The sequence below is a fragment of the Streptomyces sp. NPDC034049 genome, from assembly GCF_055575575.1.
In genome coordinates, this window is record NZ_JBVISJ010000005.1 from 240,796 (window position 1) to 257,893 (window position 17,098).

At 71.6% G+C, this 17,098-nt stretch carries 15 protein-coding genes; 5 read left to right on the forward strand and 10 right to left on the reverse strand.

From position 1 onward, the window contains the following. Window positions 1-94: 94 nt before the first annotated feature. On the forward strand, window positions 95-853 hold the full coding sequence (locus tag ACZ52C_RS17300; RefSeq protein ID WP_215456034.1) for a DUF6227 family protein: 759 nt from the start codon (window positions 95-97) through the stop codon (window positions 851-853). A 98-nt stretch (window positions 854-951) separates the two neighbouring features. Here ACZ52C_RS17300 and ACZ52C_RS17305 read toward each other — a convergent pair whose 3' ends face one another. The 5 genes from ACZ52C_RS17305 to ACZ52C_RS17325 form a co-directional block, all read right to left on the reverse strand. Further along, on the reverse strand, window positions 952-1,230 hold the full coding sequence (locus ACZ52C_RS17305) for a hypothetical protein (RefSeq protein WP_469075510.1): 279 nt from the start codon (window positions 1,228-1,230) through the stop codon (window positions 952-954). Between the two features lie 178 nt (window positions 1,231-1,408). Beyond that, on the reverse strand, window positions 1,409-3,538 hold the full coding sequence (locus tag ACZ52C_RS17310; RefSeq protein ID WP_469075511.1) for a PTS fructose transporter subunit IIABC: 2,130 nt from the start codon (window positions 3,536-3,538) through the stop codon (window positions 1,409-1,411). A gap of 178 nt (window positions 3,539-3,716) precedes the next feature. Then, the gene (pfkB, locus tag ACZ52C_RS17315) at window positions 3,717-4,664 is read right to left on the reverse strand and encodes a 1-phosphofructokinase (RefSeq protein ID WP_469075512.1); all 948 of its coding nucleotides are present in this window, start codon (window positions 4,662-4,664) and stop codon (window positions 3,717-3,719) included. Continuing rightward, a complete protein-coding gene (locus ACZ52C_RS17320; RefSeq protein WP_409125169.1) occupies window positions 4,661-5,485 on the reverse strand; it encodes a DeoR/GlpR family DNA-binding transcription regulator in 825 nt (274 codons plus the stop codon). Before ACZ52C_RS17320 ends, pfkB begins: the two co-directional genes overlap by 4 nt. Window positions 5,486-5,685: 200 nt before the next feature. Continuing rightward, a complete protein-coding gene (locus ACZ52C_RS17325) occupies window positions 5,686-7,269 on the reverse strand; it encodes an MFS transporter (protein ID WP_469075513.1) in 1,584 nt (527 codons plus the stop codon). A gap of 62 nt (window positions 7,270-7,331) precedes the next feature. Between ACZ52C_RS17325 and ACZ52C_RS17330 the strand changes: the two genes are divergently transcribed. Next, window positions 7,332-8,306 carry a helix-turn-helix transcriptional regulator gene (locus tag ACZ52C_RS17330; protein ID WP_469075514.1) on the forward strand — a complete coding sequence of 325 codons (975 nt, stop codon included), beginning with the start codon at window positions 7,332-7,334 and terminating at the stop codon, window positions 8,304-8,306. Window positions 8,307-8,989: 683 nt separating this feature from the next. Here ACZ52C_RS17330 and ACZ52C_RS17335 read toward each other — a convergent pair. Next, window positions 8,990-9,988, reverse strand: coding sequence for a sigma-70 family RNA polymerase sigma factor (locus ACZ52C_RS17335; protein WP_469075515.1), 999 nt, complete (start codon window positions 9,986-9,988; stop codon window positions 8,990-8,992). Window positions 9,989-10,181: 193 nt separating this feature from the next. Between ACZ52C_RS17335 and ACZ52C_RS17340 the strand changes: the two genes are divergently transcribed. Beyond that, window positions 10,182-10,700 carry a GNAT family N-acetyltransferase gene (locus ACZ52C_RS17340; protein ID WP_469075516.1) on the forward strand — a complete coding sequence of 173 codons (519 nt, stop codon included), beginning with the start codon at window positions 10,182-10,184 and terminating at the stop codon, window positions 10,698-10,700. A gap of 52 nt (window positions 10,701-10,752) precedes the next feature. Here ACZ52C_RS17340 and ACZ52C_RS17345 read toward each other — a convergent pair whose 3' ends face one another. Continuing rightward, the gene (locus ACZ52C_RS17345; protein WP_469075517.1) at window positions 10,753-11,103 is read right to left on the reverse strand and encodes a DUF1330 domain-containing protein; all 351 of its coding nucleotides are present in this window, start codon (window positions 11,101-11,103) and stop codon (window positions 10,753-10,755) included. Window positions 11,104-11,263: 160 nt separating this feature from the next. Further along, on the reverse strand, window positions 11,264-12,049 hold the full coding sequence (locus ACZ52C_RS17350; RefSeq protein ID WP_469075518.1) for a dioxygenase family protein: 786 nt from the start codon (window positions 12,047-12,049) through the stop codon (window positions 11,264-11,266). A 208-nt stretch (window positions 12,050-12,257) separates the two neighbouring features. Here ACZ52C_RS17350 and ACZ52C_RS17355 point away from each other — a divergent pair, with 208 nt between their 5' ends. Next, complete coding sequence (locus tag ACZ52C_RS17355; RefSeq protein ID WP_469075519.1) at window positions 12,258-12,764, forward strand: MarR family winged helix-turn-helix transcriptional regulator; 507 nt, start codon at window positions 12,258-12,260, stop codon at window positions 12,762-12,764. A gap of 110 nt (window positions 12,765-12,874) precedes the next feature. Here the strand turns inward: ACZ52C_RS17355 and ACZ52C_RS17360 are convergent, their stop codons facing one another. Together ACZ52C_RS17360 and ACZ52C_RS17365 are read right to left on the reverse strand one after the other, a co-directional pair. After that, the gene (locus tag ACZ52C_RS17360) at window positions 12,875-14,413 is read right to left on the reverse strand and encodes an MFS transporter (RefSeq protein ID WP_469075520.1); all 1,539 of its coding nucleotides are present in this window, start codon (window positions 14,411-14,413) and stop codon (window positions 12,875-12,877) included. 262 nt (window positions 14,414-14,675) lie between these two features. Beyond that, window positions 14,676-15,335: a TetR/AcrR family transcriptional regulator gene (locus tag ACZ52C_RS17365; protein ID WP_469075521.1), complete on the reverse strand. Its 660-nt coding sequence runs from the start codon at window positions 15,333-15,335 to the stop codon at window positions 14,676-14,678. A 291-nt stretch (window positions 15,336-15,626) separates the two neighbouring features. Here ACZ52C_RS17365 and ACZ52C_RS17370 point away from each other — a divergent pair, with 291 nt between their 5' ends. After that, a complete protein-coding gene (locus ACZ52C_RS17370) occupies window positions 15,627-16,943 on the forward strand; it encodes a M6 family metalloprotease domain-containing protein (protein WP_469075522.1) in 1,317 nt (438 codons plus the stop codon). Window positions 16,944-17,098: the final 155 nt, after the last annotated feature.

Sequence of the window (17,098 nt, forward strand, 5' to 3'; positions counted from 1 at the left end):
AGGCGTACGTTTTCTCGGTTCCCGGGCATGATGTCCGACCGAGGGGCTACGGTATGCACCCACAAGGTGACATGCAGCAACGCCGGGAGAAACCTTGAGCGTTCCGTACGAGACGGCAGCGTACGAGCCACCCGAGTCGCCCGAGTCTCCTGAGGAGCACCTCGCGCGACTCCTCGGCCGCGCCCTGAACTCCTTCGAGCTGCCCGACGAGACGATACGGCAGCTCGACTGCGCCCTCGCGCACGACAGCTCGCTGCACTCCGCGCACTACAGTTCGGGGCTGCACCGGGCGACGTACCGGCACACCTGGCTGCTGGCCGACGGCTCGGCGGTCACCCTGTGGGAGCTGGTGCACAACACGGTGCCCGGCAGCGACACCCAGCACGAGGTGTACACGGACGACGAGGAGTTGCGGGCCGCCACCGCGCGGCTGCCACTGCCGCCGGACGCCCCCGACTTCGAGTTGCCCGTCACGGTGGAGCTGGCGGCGTTCCCGGAGCCGCGCCACGCATATGTGCCGGACGACTCGGCGGATCACGCCCGTCGGCTGCTGCGGCGTGCGGAGAACCCGGACCCGCCCGGGGACGAGCTGGCCACGCTGCTGCTGCGGACCGCGTTCGCGCACGAGATCACCCAGGCCTTCGGCCGCCCTCACCGCCCCGCGCGCCGGGGCCGGCCGGGCCTCAGCTTCTCGCTCTACGAGCACGCCTTCCTGCTCACCGACGGGCAGGAGATCTCCCTCTGGGAGGTCGAGCACACGGCCACCCCGGACGGTCGGCACATGTGCGAGGTGTACGTGTCGGAGGACGCGGCCCGCGACGCGATGGAACGACGGGCCGGGACGCTCGGTTAGATTCACCGGCTCGGCCGGAGGTGGGGGCGCCCCTCCCGTCGAGGGCCGCGCCCGCCCGACGGGAGGGATGGCCGGGACGGTGAACGGCACGGGGCGGCTCAGGCCAGGCGGTCGTCGCTGAACTGGCGGGCCAGGAACGCGAAGGCGTCCTGTTCGGCCGGGGTCAGCTCCACGTGCTCGACGTGCGGACCCTTGCGGCGCTGATGGGGCAGGCCGCGCAGCCCCCGGCCCCGGCCGCGGGCCAGGCCGGCGAAGCGGGCGCGGTGGGCCTCCTGGTCGCGGCGCAGCACCCGTACGAGCACGGCGACCCAGATGACCGCCGCGAGGACGAGGGCTGTGCCGCCCAACAGCTGGAGTATCGACACGTGCTCAGGCATGCCGTCCAGTAGACACCACCGGATGGGACTTTGAGCCCGGACCGTGACGTATCTCGCAGGTGCGGCTTACACGTCACACGGGTTGTAAAGACGCCCAAAGGGGCGCATGGAGCGGACACACGGACGGCCGCGGCCCCCTCGCTCGGGAGGGGGCCGCGGCCGTCGTACGGTCCCGGGTTCAGGCCGCGACCGGCTCCTTCGTCTCCGCCGTGGCGGCGAGGGCGGGCTGCGGGGCCGCGCCCGGCTGCGTCTTGCGCATGCCCTTCAGGACGATGACCAGGCCGGCCGTGACGGCCGTACCGATCGCGACGGCGAGCAGGTAGAGGAACGGCTTGCCGATGAGCGGGGTGACCCAGATGCCGCCGTGCGGGGCGCGCAGGGTCGAGCCGAAGGCCATGGCCAGCGCGCCGGTGACGGCGCCGCCCGCCATGGAGGCGGGGATCACGCGCAGCGGGTCGGCGGCGGCGAACGGGATCGCGCCCTCGGAGATGAACGAGGCGCCGAGCACCCAGGCGGCCTTGCCGTTCTCGCGCTCGGCCGTGGTGAACAGCTTCTTGCGGATCGTGGTGGCGAGGGCCATGCCCAGCGGCGGGACCATGCCGGCCGCCATGACCGCCGCCATGATCTTCATCGCGGAGTCGCTGGGGTCCTGCACGGCGATACCGGCGGTGGCGAAGGCGTAGGCGACCTTGTTGACCGGGCCGCCGAGGTCGAAGCACATCATCAGGCCGAGGAGGACGCCGAGGAGGATCGCGTTGCTGCCGGAGAGGCCGCTCAGCCAGTCCGTCATGCCCTTCTGGGCCTCGGCGATGGGCTTGCCGATCACCACCAGCATCAGGAAGCCGACGATCATCGACGAGATCAGCGGGATCACGACGACCGGCATGATGCCGCGCAGCACCGGCGGGATCTTGATCCGCTGGATGCCCATGACGACCCCGCCGGCGATCAGGCCGGCGACCAGGCCGCCGAGGAAGCCGGCGTTGATGTCGGCGGCGATCATGCCGCCGACGAAGCCGGGGACGAGGCCGGGCCGGTCCGCCATGCCGTAGGCGATGTAACCGGCGAGGACGGGGATGAGGAAGCCGAAGGCGACGGCGCCGATCTGGAAGAGCAGGGCCGCCCAGCTGTCGACCTGGAGCCAGTCGAAGTGCTCGGTGACCGGCTTGGCGCTGTTGATCTCCCAGCCGCCGATCGCGAAGCCGAGGGCGATGAGGAGGCCGCCGGCGGCGACGAACGGGACCATGTAGCTGACGCCGGACATCAGCCACTTGCGCAGCTTGGTGCCGTAGCCGTCGCCGGAGTCGCCCGCGCGGTCGACGGGGGTGCCGGGGCGGGCGGCGGCCGTGGTCTCGCCGCGTTCCGCCTTGCCACGGACCTCGGAGATCAGTGCGGCGGGGCGGTTGATGCCGGCCTTCACGCCGACGTCGACGGTGGGCTTCCCGGCGAACCGGTCCTTCTCCCGTACGGGGACGTCGTGGGCGAAGATCACGCCGTCGGCGGCGGCTATGACGGCCGGGTCGAGGCGGGTGAAGCCGGCCGACCCCTGTGTCTCGACGACGATCTCGACGTCACCGGCGTCCCGGCCCGCGTTCTCCAGCGACTCGGCGGCCATGTAGGTGTGGGCGATGCCGGTGGGGCAGGAGGTGACGGCGACGATCCGGAAGGGGCGGGCCTCGGCGGGCGCCGCCGTCTCGGCAGACGCCGGGGCGGGGGCGGCCGAGGGGTCAGTCGCCGGGGCGGGGGCGACGGAGGGAGGAGTCTCCGGGGCGGGGGCCACCGGGGCCGGGGTCGTGCTGACCGCGGCGGCGTCGGGGGAGGCCGTTCCGCCCGACGCCGCCGCGGAGTCTTCGGTGCCCTCGGTCGTGCTGTCGCCCCGGATGAGGGCGGCGGCGCGGGCCGCGTCGTCCACGGCGCGCAGCGCGTCCGTGAACTCGGTGTTCATCAGCTGACGGGCGAGGGAGGAGAGGATCGTCAGGTGCGCGTCGTCCGCGCCCGCCGGGGCGGCGATCAGGAAGATCAGGTCGGCGGGGCCGTCGGGTGCGCCGAAGTCGACGCCGGCCGTGCTGCGGCCGAAGGCGAGGGTCGGCTCGGTGACGTGCTCGCTGCGGCAGTGCGGGATGCCGATGCCGCCGTCGAGGCCGGTGGGCATCTGGGCCTCACGGGCCGCCACGTCGGCCAGGAAGCCGTCCAGGTCGGTGACTCGGCCCTTCGCCACCATGCGCTCGGCGAGGGCACGCGCCGCCGCTTCCTTCGTCTCGGCGGACAGGTCGAGGTCGACCAGGTCCGCGGTGATCATCTCGCTCATCGCGGGCTCCTTCGCACGCGTATCGCCCGGGTGCTGTGGTGGGCGGGGGTGGGGACGGGGGTATGGGGGGCGCGGGCCACGGGGGCCGGCCGAGGGCGGGGGGAGGGGAGGGGGAGGGGGATCGCGGCGCCGGGTAAATCAAAACGAAGGTTCGTTCGCGGTCGTCGGCTCCCGCTGGTCATGACACCGGCTCCCTCAGCGCCCGGTCCGCGGGGACCTCCCGTGTCACCGTCACCGCCGCCGGGTCCAGGTCGGCGGGGGTGGGCATGACGCTGCCCGGGAGCTGGACGGCGGCGGCGCCGTGGGCCACGGCCGAGGCGAGGGCTTCGGGGCCCTGGCCGCCGGCGATGAGGAACCCGGCGAGGGAGGAGTCGCCGGCGCCGACGTTGCTGCGGACGGCGGCGACGTGGGCGGTGCCGTACCAGGTGCCGGAGGCGTCGACGAGGAGTTGGCCGTCGGCGCCGAGGCTGGCCAGGACCGCGGCGGCACCCATCTCGCGGAGTTCCTCGGCGGCCTTGACGGCGTCGCCGACGGTGGCGAGGGGGCGCCCCACCGCCTCGGCGAGTTCCTCGGCGTTGGGCTTGACTACGTCGGGGCGTTCGCGGAGCGCGGCGAGGAGGGCCGGGCCGGAGGTGTCCAGGGCGATGCGGGCGCCGGCGGCATGGGCGCGGGCGACGAGTTCGGCGTACCAGGAGGGGGCGAGGCCGCGCGGGAGGCTGCCGCAGCAGGCGATCCAGGAGGCGTCGGCGGACTGGGCGCGGACGGTCTCCAGGAGGAGTTCCCGCTCGGCGGGCGTGAGTTCCGGGCCGGGTGCGTTGATCTTCGTCAGGACGCCGTCGGCCTCGGCGAGGGCGATGTTGGAGCGGGTCGCCCCGGCCACCGCCACATGCGCGACCTCGATGCCCTGCGCGTCGAGGAGGTCCGCGACGAGTGCGCCGGGCGCGCCGCCGAGGGGCAGGACCGCCACGGTCCGGCGTCCGGCGGCGGCGACCGCGCGGGAGACGTTGACGCCCTTGCCGCCGGGGTCCATGCGTTCGCCGGTGGCCCGGATGACCTCGCCGCGGTCGAGGGAGGGGACCTCGTAGGTGCGGTCGAGGGACGGGTTCGGGGTGACGGTGAGGATCATGAGCGGTCTTTCCGGCCGTTGGTCCGGGTCGTGCCGGAGCCGCCGAGGGGCTCGGTGCCGGGGACGCGCAGCACCTCGGTGCCCTCGCGTTCGATGGCGAGGGCGTCCTCGGGGCTCAGGCCGGTGTCGGTGATCAGCAGGTCCACGTCGCTCAGGTCGCCGAAGCGGGCGAAGTGTTCCTGGCCGTGCTTGGAGGAGTCGGCGAGCAGCACCACGCGGCGGGCGGCGGTCACGGCCGCGCGCTTGACGGCGGCCTCGGCGAGGTCGGGGGTGGTCAGGCCGTGGTCGGTGGAGAAGCCGTTGGCGGCCACGAAGAGGACGTCGGCGCGGATCTCGCCGTAGGCCCGGAGTGCCCAGGCGTCCACGGCGGCGCGGGTGCGGTGGCGGACGCGACCGCCGACGAGGTGCAGCTGGATGCCGGGGTGGTCGGCGAGTCGGGCGGCGATCGGCAGGCTGTGGGTGACCGCGGTGAGCGTGGCCTCCAGCGGGATGGCGGCGGCGAGGCGCGCGATCGTCGTACCGGCGTCGAGGACGACCGTGCCGTCGGTCGGGAGTTCGGCGAGGGCGGCCTGGGCGATGCGGTCCTTCTGGTCGGCCGCGGTGCCCTCGCGTTCGGCGAGGTCGGGCTCGAAGTCCAGGCGTCCGGCGGGGATCGCGCCGCCGTGCACCCGCTGGACGAGGCCGGCACGGTCGAGGGCCTTCAGGTCGCGGCGGATCGTCTCGGCCGTGACCTGGAACTCCTCCGCCAGCGACACCACGTCCACCCGGCCGCCGTCGCGGGCGAGCCGGAGGATCTCCTGCTGCCGCTCCGGTGCGTACATGTCCGTTCGCCTCCGACTGATGCCCGATTCTGTGGTTTCGCTCGGAGGCTACGCCCGGATTTCCGAAAAGTAAACAGGTTCGGGCAACACTCGGGCCGACTCGGACATGATCGGGCGCACGACGCACGGCGCACGGCGTACGGCGTACGCGTGGGGCCCCGCACCCACGAAGGCGCGGGGCCCACTCACACGTCGGCGCGCTATGCGGCGGCCACGGCTGCCGGCTCCTCCGCGTCCGTCTCCGCGTCCGTCGTGGAGCGTGCCGGCAGGGCGAACATCAGCAGGAAGATCGCGACCAGGACCGCGGCCACCCAGCCGAGCGCGTACTCGAAGGCGTCGACGAAGGCGGGGCCGATGCCGGACGGGGCCAGGTGATCGTCCATGACGCCGAAGAAGACCACGGCGACCAGCCCGAGCCCGAGCGCGTTGCCCATCTGCTGCACCGTGCTGATCAGCCCGGACGCGGAACCGGAGTGCTCGCGCGGCACCCCGGAGAGGATCGCGTCGGTCAGCGGGGCGACCACGAGCCCCATGCCCGCGCCCATCACGACCAGCGGGAGCGCCATCTGCCAGGGGGTGATGGCGAGGCCGTACCGTTCGGACCCGGCGAGGTACAGGAGCACGCCGGCCGCCATCAGCAGCGCGCCCGCCTGGAGGACCTTGCGGCCGAAGCGCGGGACGAGCTTCTGGACGGACACCCCGGCCGCGACCGACACGGCGAGGGAGAAGGGGATGCCGGTGAGGCCGGCCTTCAGGACGCTCCAGCCGAGGCCGGTCTGGAGGTAGAGGGTCCAGACGAGGAAGAAGACGCCGAGGGCGATCCCGAAGACGGTCTGGACGGCGATGCCGGCCGCGAAGCTCTGCACCCGGAACAGGGACAGTTCGATCAGCGGGGAGCCGTCGCGCGCCGCCTTGCGCCGCTCGTACGCCACCAGCGCCGCGAACACGACGAGCGAGCCCGCCATCGAGACGTACCCCCACAGCGGCCAGCCCGTCTCGTGGCCCCGGGTGAGCGGGTAGAGCAGCATCAGCAGTCCGCCGGTGACGAGCGCGACACCGACGAGGTCCAGCTTCAGGGCGTGCGGGGCCTTGGACTCGCCGATGAACCGGCGGCCCAGGATCAGGCCCGCGACGCCGACCGGGAGGTTGATCAGGAAGATCGCGCGCCATTCGAGGCCGAGCGGGTTCCACTCGATGAGCAGGGCGCCGAGCAGCGGGCCGGAGACCGCGCCGAGGCCCACGATCGCGCCGAACAGCCCGAAGACCTTGCCGCGTTCGTGCGCCGGGAAGGTGGCGTGCACGATCGACAGCACCTGCGGCACCATCAGCGCGGCCGTCGCGCCCTGCGCGATCCTCGCCGCCACCAGCATCTCCGGGTTCGCGGCGAGACCGCACAGCGCGGAGGCGAGGGTGAAGCCGCCGATGCCGAGGAGGAAGATCCGGCGGCGGCCGTGGATGTCGCCGAGCCGGCCACCGGTGACGAGACCCGCGGCGAAGGCGAGGGCGTACCCGGCGGTGATCCACTGGATCTGGCTGAATGTGGCCCCTTCGTCCCGCTGGATGGAGGGGATCGCGATGTTGACGATGGTGACGTCGACGAGGTCCATGAAGGCGGCCGTCATGACGACGGCGAGGGCTGTCCAGCGTCGGCGATCGGCTCCGTCGGGGGGTGCGGGGAGCGCCGTTCCGGTGGCCGCGGCGGCCGGGTTCGGGTCACCGACGGGTGTTTCGGGCTGGTCGCGCAGTTCCGCGCGCCCCTTCAGGGCGCTCGTTGTCGAGGTCATACGGGAAAAGTAGGGGGTCAGTAGGCCAGATCACGTCCTACTTCTCCGGCATGCTCGCAAGCATGACTACGGACACTCCGGCGCGGCTGCTTCAGCTCCTCTCCCTCCTCCAGACACCCCGCGAGTGGCCCGGGGGTGAACTGGCCGGCCGGCTCGGCGTCTCGCGGCGGACCGTGCGGCGGGACATCGACCGGCTGCGGGAACTCGGCTACCCGGTGCAGGCGACGATGGGCGCCGACGGGGGCTACCGGCTGGTCGCGGGGAAGGCCATGCCCCCGCTGGTCCTCGACGACGAGGAGGCCGTGGCGATCGCGGTGGGGCTGCGGGCCGGGGCCGGGCACGCGGTGGAGGGCGTGGACGAGGCCTCCGTACGGGCGCTCGCCAAGCTGGAACAGGTGCTGCCGTCGCGGCTGCGCCACCGGGTCTCCACCTTGCAGGCCGCCACCACTCCCCTGACCAGCGGCGACGGGGCCACCGTCACGCCCGAGACGCTCACCGTGATGGCCTCGGCGGTGGCGGGGCACGAGCGGTTGCGGTTCGCCTACCGCTCCGGCGACGGGACGGACTCGCGCCGCCATTGCGAGCCGTACCGGCTCGTCTCGACCGGGCGCCGCTGGTATCTCGTCGCGTACGACCTCGACCGCGCCGACTGGCGGACCTTCCGGGTGGACCGGGTCGAGGAACCCTTCGCCACGGGCGCCCGGTTCACACCGCGCGAGCTGCCGACGGGGAGTGCGGAGGAATATCTGAAGCAGTCGATGTACCGGCGGCAGGAGACGTACGAGTTCGACGTCACGTTCGCCGCGCCGGCCGAGTTCATCGCGGCCCGGCTGCCCCGCTGGCTCGGTACGCCCGAGCCCGTCGACGAGCACAGCTGCCGGTTGCGGGCGTCGGTCGGCGACTCCGTGGAGTGGCTCGCGTTCCGGCTCGCCATGGCCGACTGCGACTTCACGGTGCGTCAGCCGCCGGAACTGGTGGGTTACGTAAGGGAGTTGGGGGCTCGACTGACCCGGGCGGCCGGGGACGCCGACGGGTGAGGGGCGAGGGGGGCGACTGCGCCTCTGACGTGCGGGGACGACCGTCGCCGGGCCTCCGGCAGAGTGGGGCTCTGTGACACAATCTGGCGTTCGGGTCACCCCGGGGTTCAGGTCCGGGGTGGCCCGTCGGCGTTCCCCGGCGGCGGAGCCGACAGCGAGGGCTACAGCGGGGCGAAAGTCGAGCCGGACTTCGGCGCCAGGGGGGGAGGCGCCGAAGCCCGGCTCTGGGAGAGTCCCGGCGCTGGGGGGAGAGCGTCGGGACTTGGCTTCGGATGACTGCGGTCGCGGCGGTCGAACTCCGGGTCCCGGGCCAGAGGCTCCGGGCCGGTGAAGTCGTGCCCGGAAGTCTTGTGCCCCGGGAACGGGGAGTTGAAGCGGCGTAGTACGGCCAAGTAGCGGCGTCCTACGGCCAATCGGCGGCAGAGAGTGGCCGAGCGAGGGCACAGAACGGCCAAGCGGGTGATGCCGAACGGTCAAAAGGCGTCGGGCGTACGGTCGGAGGGCTGCCGACGCCGTACGGCCGGAGCGCGGCCGACGTACGACCCGCTGCGGGCGGCGTACGACGGCGGGCCGGGCCGGGCCCCGTGGCGGCCCCAGGGGGGCGCGCCGTTACGGGGCCCTGGTCGGTGTTCGGGCCTCGGCCGTCCAGACCTCGATCGTCGGACCTCGGTGGTCGGCCTCGGTCAGGCGGCCGCGTCGAAGCCGGTGTCTCGGGCGAGCTTCTTCAGTTCGAGCAGGGCGTGCTTCTCGATCTGGCGGATCCGCTCGCGGGTGAGACCGTGCTCCTTGCCGACCTCGGTGAGGGTGCGCTCGCGGCCGTCCTCGATGCCGTACCGCATCTTGATGATGGACGCGGTGCGCTGGTCGAGGCGCCCGATGAGGCCGTCCAGCTCCTCGCTGCGCAGCAGCGTCAGCACGGACTGCTCGGGCGAGACGGCGGAGGTGTCCTCCAGCAGGTCGCCGAACTGGGTGTCGCCGTTGTCGTCCACCGACATGTTCAGCGAGACCGGGTCGCGGGCCCAGTCGAGGACGTCGCTGACGCGGTCCGCGTTGGAACCGAGCTCGGCGGCGATCTCGGCGGGCTCCGGGTCACGCCCGTGCTCGCGGTTGAACTCGCGCTGCACACGGCGGATCCGGCCCAGCTCCTCGACGAGGTGGACGGGCAGCCGGATGGTGCGCGACTGGTCCGCTATCGAACGGGTGATGGCCTGACGGATCCACCAGGTGGCGTACGTCGAGAACTTGAAGCCCTTGCGGTAGTCGAACTTCTCCACCGCGCGGACCAGGCCGGCGTTCCCCTCCTGGATCAGGTCGAGCAGGGGCAGGCCACTGCGCGGATACCGCCGGGCCACGGCCACGACGAGGCGCAGGTTGGACCGGATGAAGATGTCCTTGGCCCGCTCGCTGTCGGCGACGAGGGCTTCGAGCTCCTCACGGGTGGCGTCCGCCCTGGCCTCCTCCTCGCCGTCGAGGATCTGCTGCGCGAACACACCCGCCTCGATGATCTGGGACAGCTCGACTTCCTTTGCGGCGTCGAGCAGCGGTGTACGCGCGATCTCGTCGAGGTACATGCCGACCAGGTCGCGGTCGGCGATCTCGCCGCCAGAGGCGCGAACGCTGCGAGCCGCGTCGGTCCGGCCGGAGGCGGACGAACGACGAGCGGCGACGGCACGGGTTGCCATGCGTGCTCCCTTGCGATGGTGGGCTGGCAGGGTCGTGTCTATTCCTACGTATGTCGTGATGCGGCCGCTCGGACACTCTCCCGAGTGCCCTGCTTCCGAAGGAAACAACGACTGGAATCAGGACAGAATTCCCAACCCGTCCCACTATTTTTCTGATCTTGCAGTACCCTGTGCCGCCACAGGAGGGGGCGTGATGTCGATGGAGTCCGCAGAGGTGCAGGTCAGACCAGGAGTCGAGACCGACCTCGCCGCTCTCACCGACCTCTACAACCACTACGTCCGTGAGACGGCCATCACATTCGATACCGCTGTCTTCACTCCGGAGGAGCGCCGCCCCTGGCTGCTCTCCCACCTTGAAGACGGACGGCACCGCCTGATGGTTGCCGTCGAGACGGGTTCCCCGCGGATTCTGGGATACGCCACGAGCAGCCCGTTTCGCCCGAAGGCGGCGTACGGCACCTCGGTGGAGGTATCGGTGTACCTCGCGCCGGAGGCGGGCGGCCGGGGTGTGGGCACCCTGCTGTACAAGGCGCTGTTCGAGGCGCTCGCCGACGAGGACGTGCATCGCGCCTACGCCGGCATCGCCCAGCCGAACGTGCCGTCGACCCGGCTGCACGAGCGCTTCGGGTTCCGGCACGTCGGCACCTACCGCGAGGTGGGGCGGAAGTTCGGGCGGTATTGGGACGTGGCCTGGTACGAGAAGGAACTGTGAGACGCCTTGCGGCTCTCCGGTCCCCCGGGGCTCACCGCGGCGGCCCCGGGGCTCACCGCTCGGTGGCCAGGGACTCCCGCATGGCCTTCGCCGTGGCCCGGGGGTCGTAGCCCTCGGGCACCCCTTCGACCAGGATGATGTCCCCCTCGATGTGACGTGAGCGGAGCGGGGCGATCTCCTGGTACCCGGGCGAGTCCCACCAGGCGCGCGCCTCGGCGATCCCGGGGAAGCCGATCATCACGACGGCCCCGGGCCAGCTCCCCTCCATCACCTCGTGCGGGGTGACGTGCACGAGGAAGCGTCCGCCGTAGGGCTCGAAGGTGGTGGGGATGCGCTCGATGTACTCGGCGATCTCCGGGTGCGGGGCGGCGTCCTTCAGGTGGGCTATGGCGTAGGCGGGCATGCGGATCCCTCCGGCTGGTCGCGTGGGACACGTCGGTCGCGTCGGTCGGCTGCGTACGCCGTCGAGCCTGGCAGGCGTACGGGCCCGGGTCGATGACCTGTCAGGTAAGCGACCCCGGCGCCCGTGCTCACGCCTCGCGCCCGCGCCTCGCGCCCGCCTGTCAGCCGAACTGCACCGACCGCTTGGACAGGCCCAGCCAGAAGCCGTCGATCACCGACCTCTGGGCGTCGAGTTCGCCGGCGGCCTCGGCCGCGCCCATCGTGACGAAGAGGGGGGCGAAGTGCTCCGTACGGGGGTGGGCCAGCTGTCCGGCCGGGGACTTGTGGAGGAAGTCGAGGAGGCCGTCCCAGTCGCGGGTCTCCAGGGCGCGGTGGCCCCAGTCGTCGAACTCGGTCGACCAGGTGGGGACGCCGGGCTGACGGAGGGCCGCCAGGTTGTGGGTGAAGAAGCCGGAGCCGATGATCAGCACACCCTCGTCGCGGAGGGGGGCGAGCTTGCGGCCGACGTCCATCAACTTCAGCGGGTCCAGGGTCGGCATGGAGATCTGCAGGACCGGGATGTCGGCGTCGGGGTACATCTCGACGAGGGGGACGTACGCGCCGTGGTCGAGGCCCCGGTCCGGTATGTCCTGGACGGGGGTGCCGGGGGCCTGGAGCAGCTTGCGGACCGAGGCCGCCAGCTCGGGGGCGCCCGGGGCGGCGTACTGGACCTTGTAGTAGTGCTCGGGGAAGCCCCAGAAGTCGTAGACCAGGGGGATGGTCTCGATCGCGCCGAGGGCGAGGGGGGCCTCCTCCCAGTGGGCGGAGACCATGAGGATCGCCTTGGGGCGGGGCAGCTTCGCGGACCAGGCGGCGAGTTCGCCGGGCCAGATCGGGTCGTCGGCGAGCGGCGGGGCCCCGTGACTCAGGTACAGGGCGGGCATGCGCTCGGCGGTGGCGGCGGACATAGGGGTGACTCCCTCAACACATGTGCGACGCACACGACACTCACGCCTCGGTGGGCCCGGCAGTCGCTTCTGTCTCCTTGGTCACGCCCGGCTCTCCAGGCGCTTGAGACCTCTCCCAACTCCCCAGTAGTTGAAGTCTCAATATTTCTTGTTTCACCTTACATCTCTATAGTTCAAATTTCAAGGAGGAGCCTCGTACAGTGGGGGCATGAAGACCGCATCCGCCGAGGAAGAACCCCGCTGGCTCACCGATGAGGAGCAGCGCACCTGGGTTGCCTATGTGCACGCCAAGACCCTGCTCGAAGACCATCTCGACCGCCAGTTGCAGCGCGACGCGGGCATGCCGCACCTCTACTACCACCTGCTCGTGGTGCTCTCGTCGGCGCCGCAGCGGCGGTTGCGGATGACGGAGCTGGCGATGCAGACGAAGATCACGCGATCCCGCCTGTCGCACGCCGTGGCCCGCCTGGAGAAGAACGGGTGGGTACGGCGCGAGAACTGCCCCGCGGACAAGCGGGGGCAGTTCGCCGTCCTCACGGACGGCGGGTTCGAGATGCTCTCCAAGAGCGCGCCCGGGCACGTGTCGGCGGTGCGGCAGGCACTGTTCGACCGTCTGTCGCCGGAACAGCAGAAAGCCCTCGGCGAGATCATGGAGATCGTCGCGGAGGGACTTCAGCCGACGGACGCGGGCGCGGACCTGCCCTGGCTGCGGTAGGTCGGTAGGTCGGTAGGAGCCTGTCAGGGGATGGAGCGGGGGCAAGGCCCCCGCTCCATCCCCTCCCGTCTGTAACCGTCAGTACCCGTCAGACCCGTCGGTGTCCGTGATCAGTGGGCGATCACCGGGACCTTGACCTCGTTCGCCGCGTCCTCGCCCTCGGCCGTGGCCCCGGTCATGTCGGGCTTGCCCGTCGTGACGAGGGTGAAGGCGATGGCGGCGGAGGCCACCAGGATGGCCACGGCGAACCAGATGGCGTTGGTGTAGCCGTGGACCATGCCGTCGAGCTGGACCAGCTGGGCGGCCGGCTTCGAGGTGGCCGAGCCGATGTGGTCCGCGATGTAGGACGTGGTGGCGGAGGCCGCGATCGTGTTCAGCAGGGCCGTACCGATGGCGCCGCCGACCTGCTGGGAGGTGTTGACCATGGCGGAGGCCACGCCCGCGTCCCGCGGCTCGACCCCGTAGGTCGCCAGGGACATCGCCGGCATGAACGCCGTACCCATACCGAGGCCGAGCAGCAGCTGGGCCGGCAGGAGCAGGGTGGTGTACGAGGAGCCGACCTCCATCTGGGTCAGCAGGAGCATGCCGAGACCGGCGACCAGGAAGCCCGGGGCCATCAGCAGGCGCGGCGCGACCCGGGTCATCAGACGGGTGCCGATCTGGGTCGAGCCGATGATCATGCCCGCGATCATGGGCAGGAAGGCGAAGCCGGTCTTGACCGGGGAGTACCCCTTCACGATCTGCAGGTAGTAGGTCAGGAAGAGGAACAGGCCGAACATCGCGATGATCGCAAGGCCGAGGGAGAGGTAGACACCGCCGCGGTTGCGCTCCAGGAGCACGCGCAGGGGCAGCAGCGGGGCCTTCACCTTGGACTCGACGAAGACAAAGGTGGCCAGGAGCACCGCCGAGGCGACGAACAGGGTGATCGTCATCGAGTCGCCCCAGCCCTCGGACTCGGCTCGCGTGAAGCCGTAGACCAGGGAGACCAGGCCCAGGGTGGACAGGACCACGCCGGGGATGTCGAGCGGGGAGCGGTTGCGGCCGCCCGCCGGCTCACGGACGACCAGGTACGCGCCGACCGCCGCGATCACCGCGAACGGGATGTTGACGAAGAACGTCCAGCGCCAGTCCAGGTACTCGGTGAGGAAGCCGCCGAGGATCAGACCCACGGCACCGCCACCACCGGCGATCGCGCCGTAGATGCCGAACGCCTTGGCGCGCTCCTTGGCGTCGGTGAACATCACCGCGAGGAGGGAGAGCGCGGCGGGCGCGAGCAGCGCGCCGAAGACGCCCTGGAGGGCGCGGGCGCCCAGCATCATCGCCTCACCGGTGGCCGCGCCGCCCAGCGCGGAGGCGCCGGCGAAGCCGATCAGACCGGTGACGAAGGTGCGCTTGCGGCCCCAGATGTCGGAGATACGGCCGCCGAAGAGCAGCAGCCCGCCGAAGGCCAGGGCGTACGCGGTGATGACCCACTGGCGGTTGCCGTCGGATATCCCCAGGTCCTGCTGGGCGGAGGGGAGGGCGATGTTCACGATGGTCGCGTCGAGCACGACCATCAGCTGAGCCAGGGCGATGAAGACGAGCGCTTTCCAGCGGTTGGCGTGCGCGTCGGCGGTATCGGAGGTTCCGGATACGGCTGTTCTGGACATGGGGGTACCCACTTCGGGACTTCGTGACGGAAAAGCTCGGAAGAGAAAAGCTCGGAAAAGCTCGGAAGAGATCGAGAAAGATCGGTGTCGGGTGGCAAAAAAAGGGCGTGGAGGGCCGACGGCTCGGCGTCTCGGCAGCGGGATCGGCGTCAGGACACGTGCGGGCGCGGGTGCCGGTTTCGGTGCCGGGGTCTACGACGGCGGCCGTGGACTCGGTGGGTCGGGGCAGGCTGGTCGGGGCAGGTGGGTCGGGCCAGGCGGGTCAGGGCCGGCTGGGCCTCCGTAGGTCCTCCACGGTCACCGGGGTGCCGGGCAGTTCGGATGTGGCGGGGGCGCGCAGTCCGTCCAGGAACAGTTGCAGGAGGCGGTGGACGAAGGGGTCGACGCCGGCGCACTGGGTGCCGGCCGGCGGCCTGCTGAGCTGGCTGACGGCGATCATCAGATCGCCGACGCCCACGTCGGGGCGGAGCTGCCCGGCGTCCCGGGCACGCCGCATGATCCCTTCGACCAAGTCCTCCAGGCGCTCGCGCGCCGCCTCCAGGTCGGGGTGGTGCTTGTCGAACGTGCTCTGGACCATCGGGCAGAGCGCGCTGACCCGTTCGTCGGCCGAGCTGTGCACGAAGCGCGAGAGCGCCTCGAACGCGTCACCGGTCTCGGCGAGCGCCACCTCGGCCGCGAGGGCCGTGCGGTCCATGACCGAGCAGACGACCTCACGGACCAGTGCGTCACGGTCCGGGAAGTTGCGGTACAGCGTGGCGTTGCCGACACCGGCCCGGCGGGCGACCTCGTCGAGCGGCACCTCGGGGCCGAACTCCACGAACATCTCCCGGGCGGCGGTGACGATCCGCTCCCGGTTGCGCAGGGCGTCCGCCCGAGGGCGAGGCACCTTGCGACGCACGGCGGTGGCGGTGCAGCTCTCCACGGCGTACTCCTCTGCCTGATCCAGTGGTGTGGGGGGCGCCCGGTGACGATCCGGGGATGGAGTCCCCGTTTCGCTCGGACGAAGGGTTAAACGGGGAAACGGTCCCCGGTTATTTCCCGGCTCCGAAGACTTTTCGCGTGACCTGGGTCACATAACGGCCCGGGGTGGCGTCCGTCGAGGTGAACCCACGTTCGGCCCTTCCAGCGCGCGCCCGCGCAGCCGTCGACCCAGGGTGATCGAGAGGGCGCAGCCTTGTCACCGGACGGCTGCCGTGGAGCGAAGGACGCGGGCATGCAGCAGCCGTTCCGCAGAAGCGGGATACCTCCGCGCCGGATACGCGCGCGGCGGACACGCCCGCGCCGGGCCGTCGCGCTCGCCTCCGTCACCGCCCTCACGCTCGCGGTCAGCACCTCCGCCGGGGCCGGGCGGCTGATGGCGAAGGAGACGACGACGGCCGCGGGGGCCACCGCCGTGGTCCGCGGTTCGGCGCTCGGCCCCTGTCTGATCCGCGGCCCGCTCGGCACCCAGATGTCCGAGGGCATGCCGACGCCGCCGGGCTACTCCCGCTCCACCGGCACGGTCCGCGCGCTCAACCTGATGATCGACTTCTCCGACGCCCCCGGTGAGGGCAGCGCGATGGACCGCTTCGCGGAGTTCGCGCCCCAGACCCAGAAGTGGTTCAGGACGAGTTCGTACGGCCGTGTCGACTACCGTCCCGAGGCCCCGCTCACCGAGTGGCTGCGGATGCCGAAATCCTTCCGCTCCTACGACATAGAGCGCGGCGCCCCCTTCGACCCCGGCTACCGCCGGCTGGTCCAGGACATGGTGCGGGCCGCCGATCCGCTCGTGGACTTCCGCTCGTACGACCTCGTCAACGTCCTTGTCACCCCGAACGCGGGGCCCTCCGCCCTGGACACGGTCCTGTCGGTGACGTTCGCGGGCAACCGGGAGGCGCCGGTCGCGGACGGTGTGCCGGTCTCCAACGCGTCCTTCGTCTACAGCCGCCAGGACGACGGCTCGGGGTCGTACGGGGAGACCGGGTACCGGGTGCTCCCCCACGAGAACGGCCATGTCTTCGGCCTTCCCGACCTCTACACGCACGAGGGCGGGGGCGCGGTCGGGCACTGGGACATCATGAGCGAGGACTGGGGCGTCGACAACGATCTGTTGGGCTGGCACAAGTGGAAGCTCGGGTGGCTCGACGAGACGCAGGTGGCGTGTGTGGCGCACGTCGGTTCGGCGGAGTATCTGCTGACGCCGCTCGCCGCCGAGGGCGGGGCGAAGCTGATCGTCGTGCCGCTCAGTTCCCGTACGGCGTACGTGGCTGAGTTGCGGACGCGGGCGGGCAACGACGCGGTGGTGTGCCGGCCGGGGGTGCTGGTCTACCGGGTCGACGCGGCCGTCGACACCGGGAACGGGCCCATCAAGGTCCACGACTCACGGCGGGACAGCGGGGGGTGCACCCGGAGCCCGAACGTCCACGCGGAGCTGTCCGACGCGCCGTTCGTGCCGGGTGAGACGTTCAAGGACGCGCGGGCGGGGGTGGAGATCGCTGTGGCGGGGGTGGATGTCGGGGGGAACCATCGGGTGGTGGTGAGCCGGAGGTGAGGGGGTGGGGGGTGGGGGGCGGGGGTGAGGGTGAGGGTGAGGGTGAGGGTGAGGGGGTGCGTTGTCGGGTGCGGGTGGGTGGGGCTTCTCGCGCAGTTCCCCGCGCCCCTAAAGGACCAGGCCCCTGCGGGCCTGAAAGACCACGCCCCTGCGGG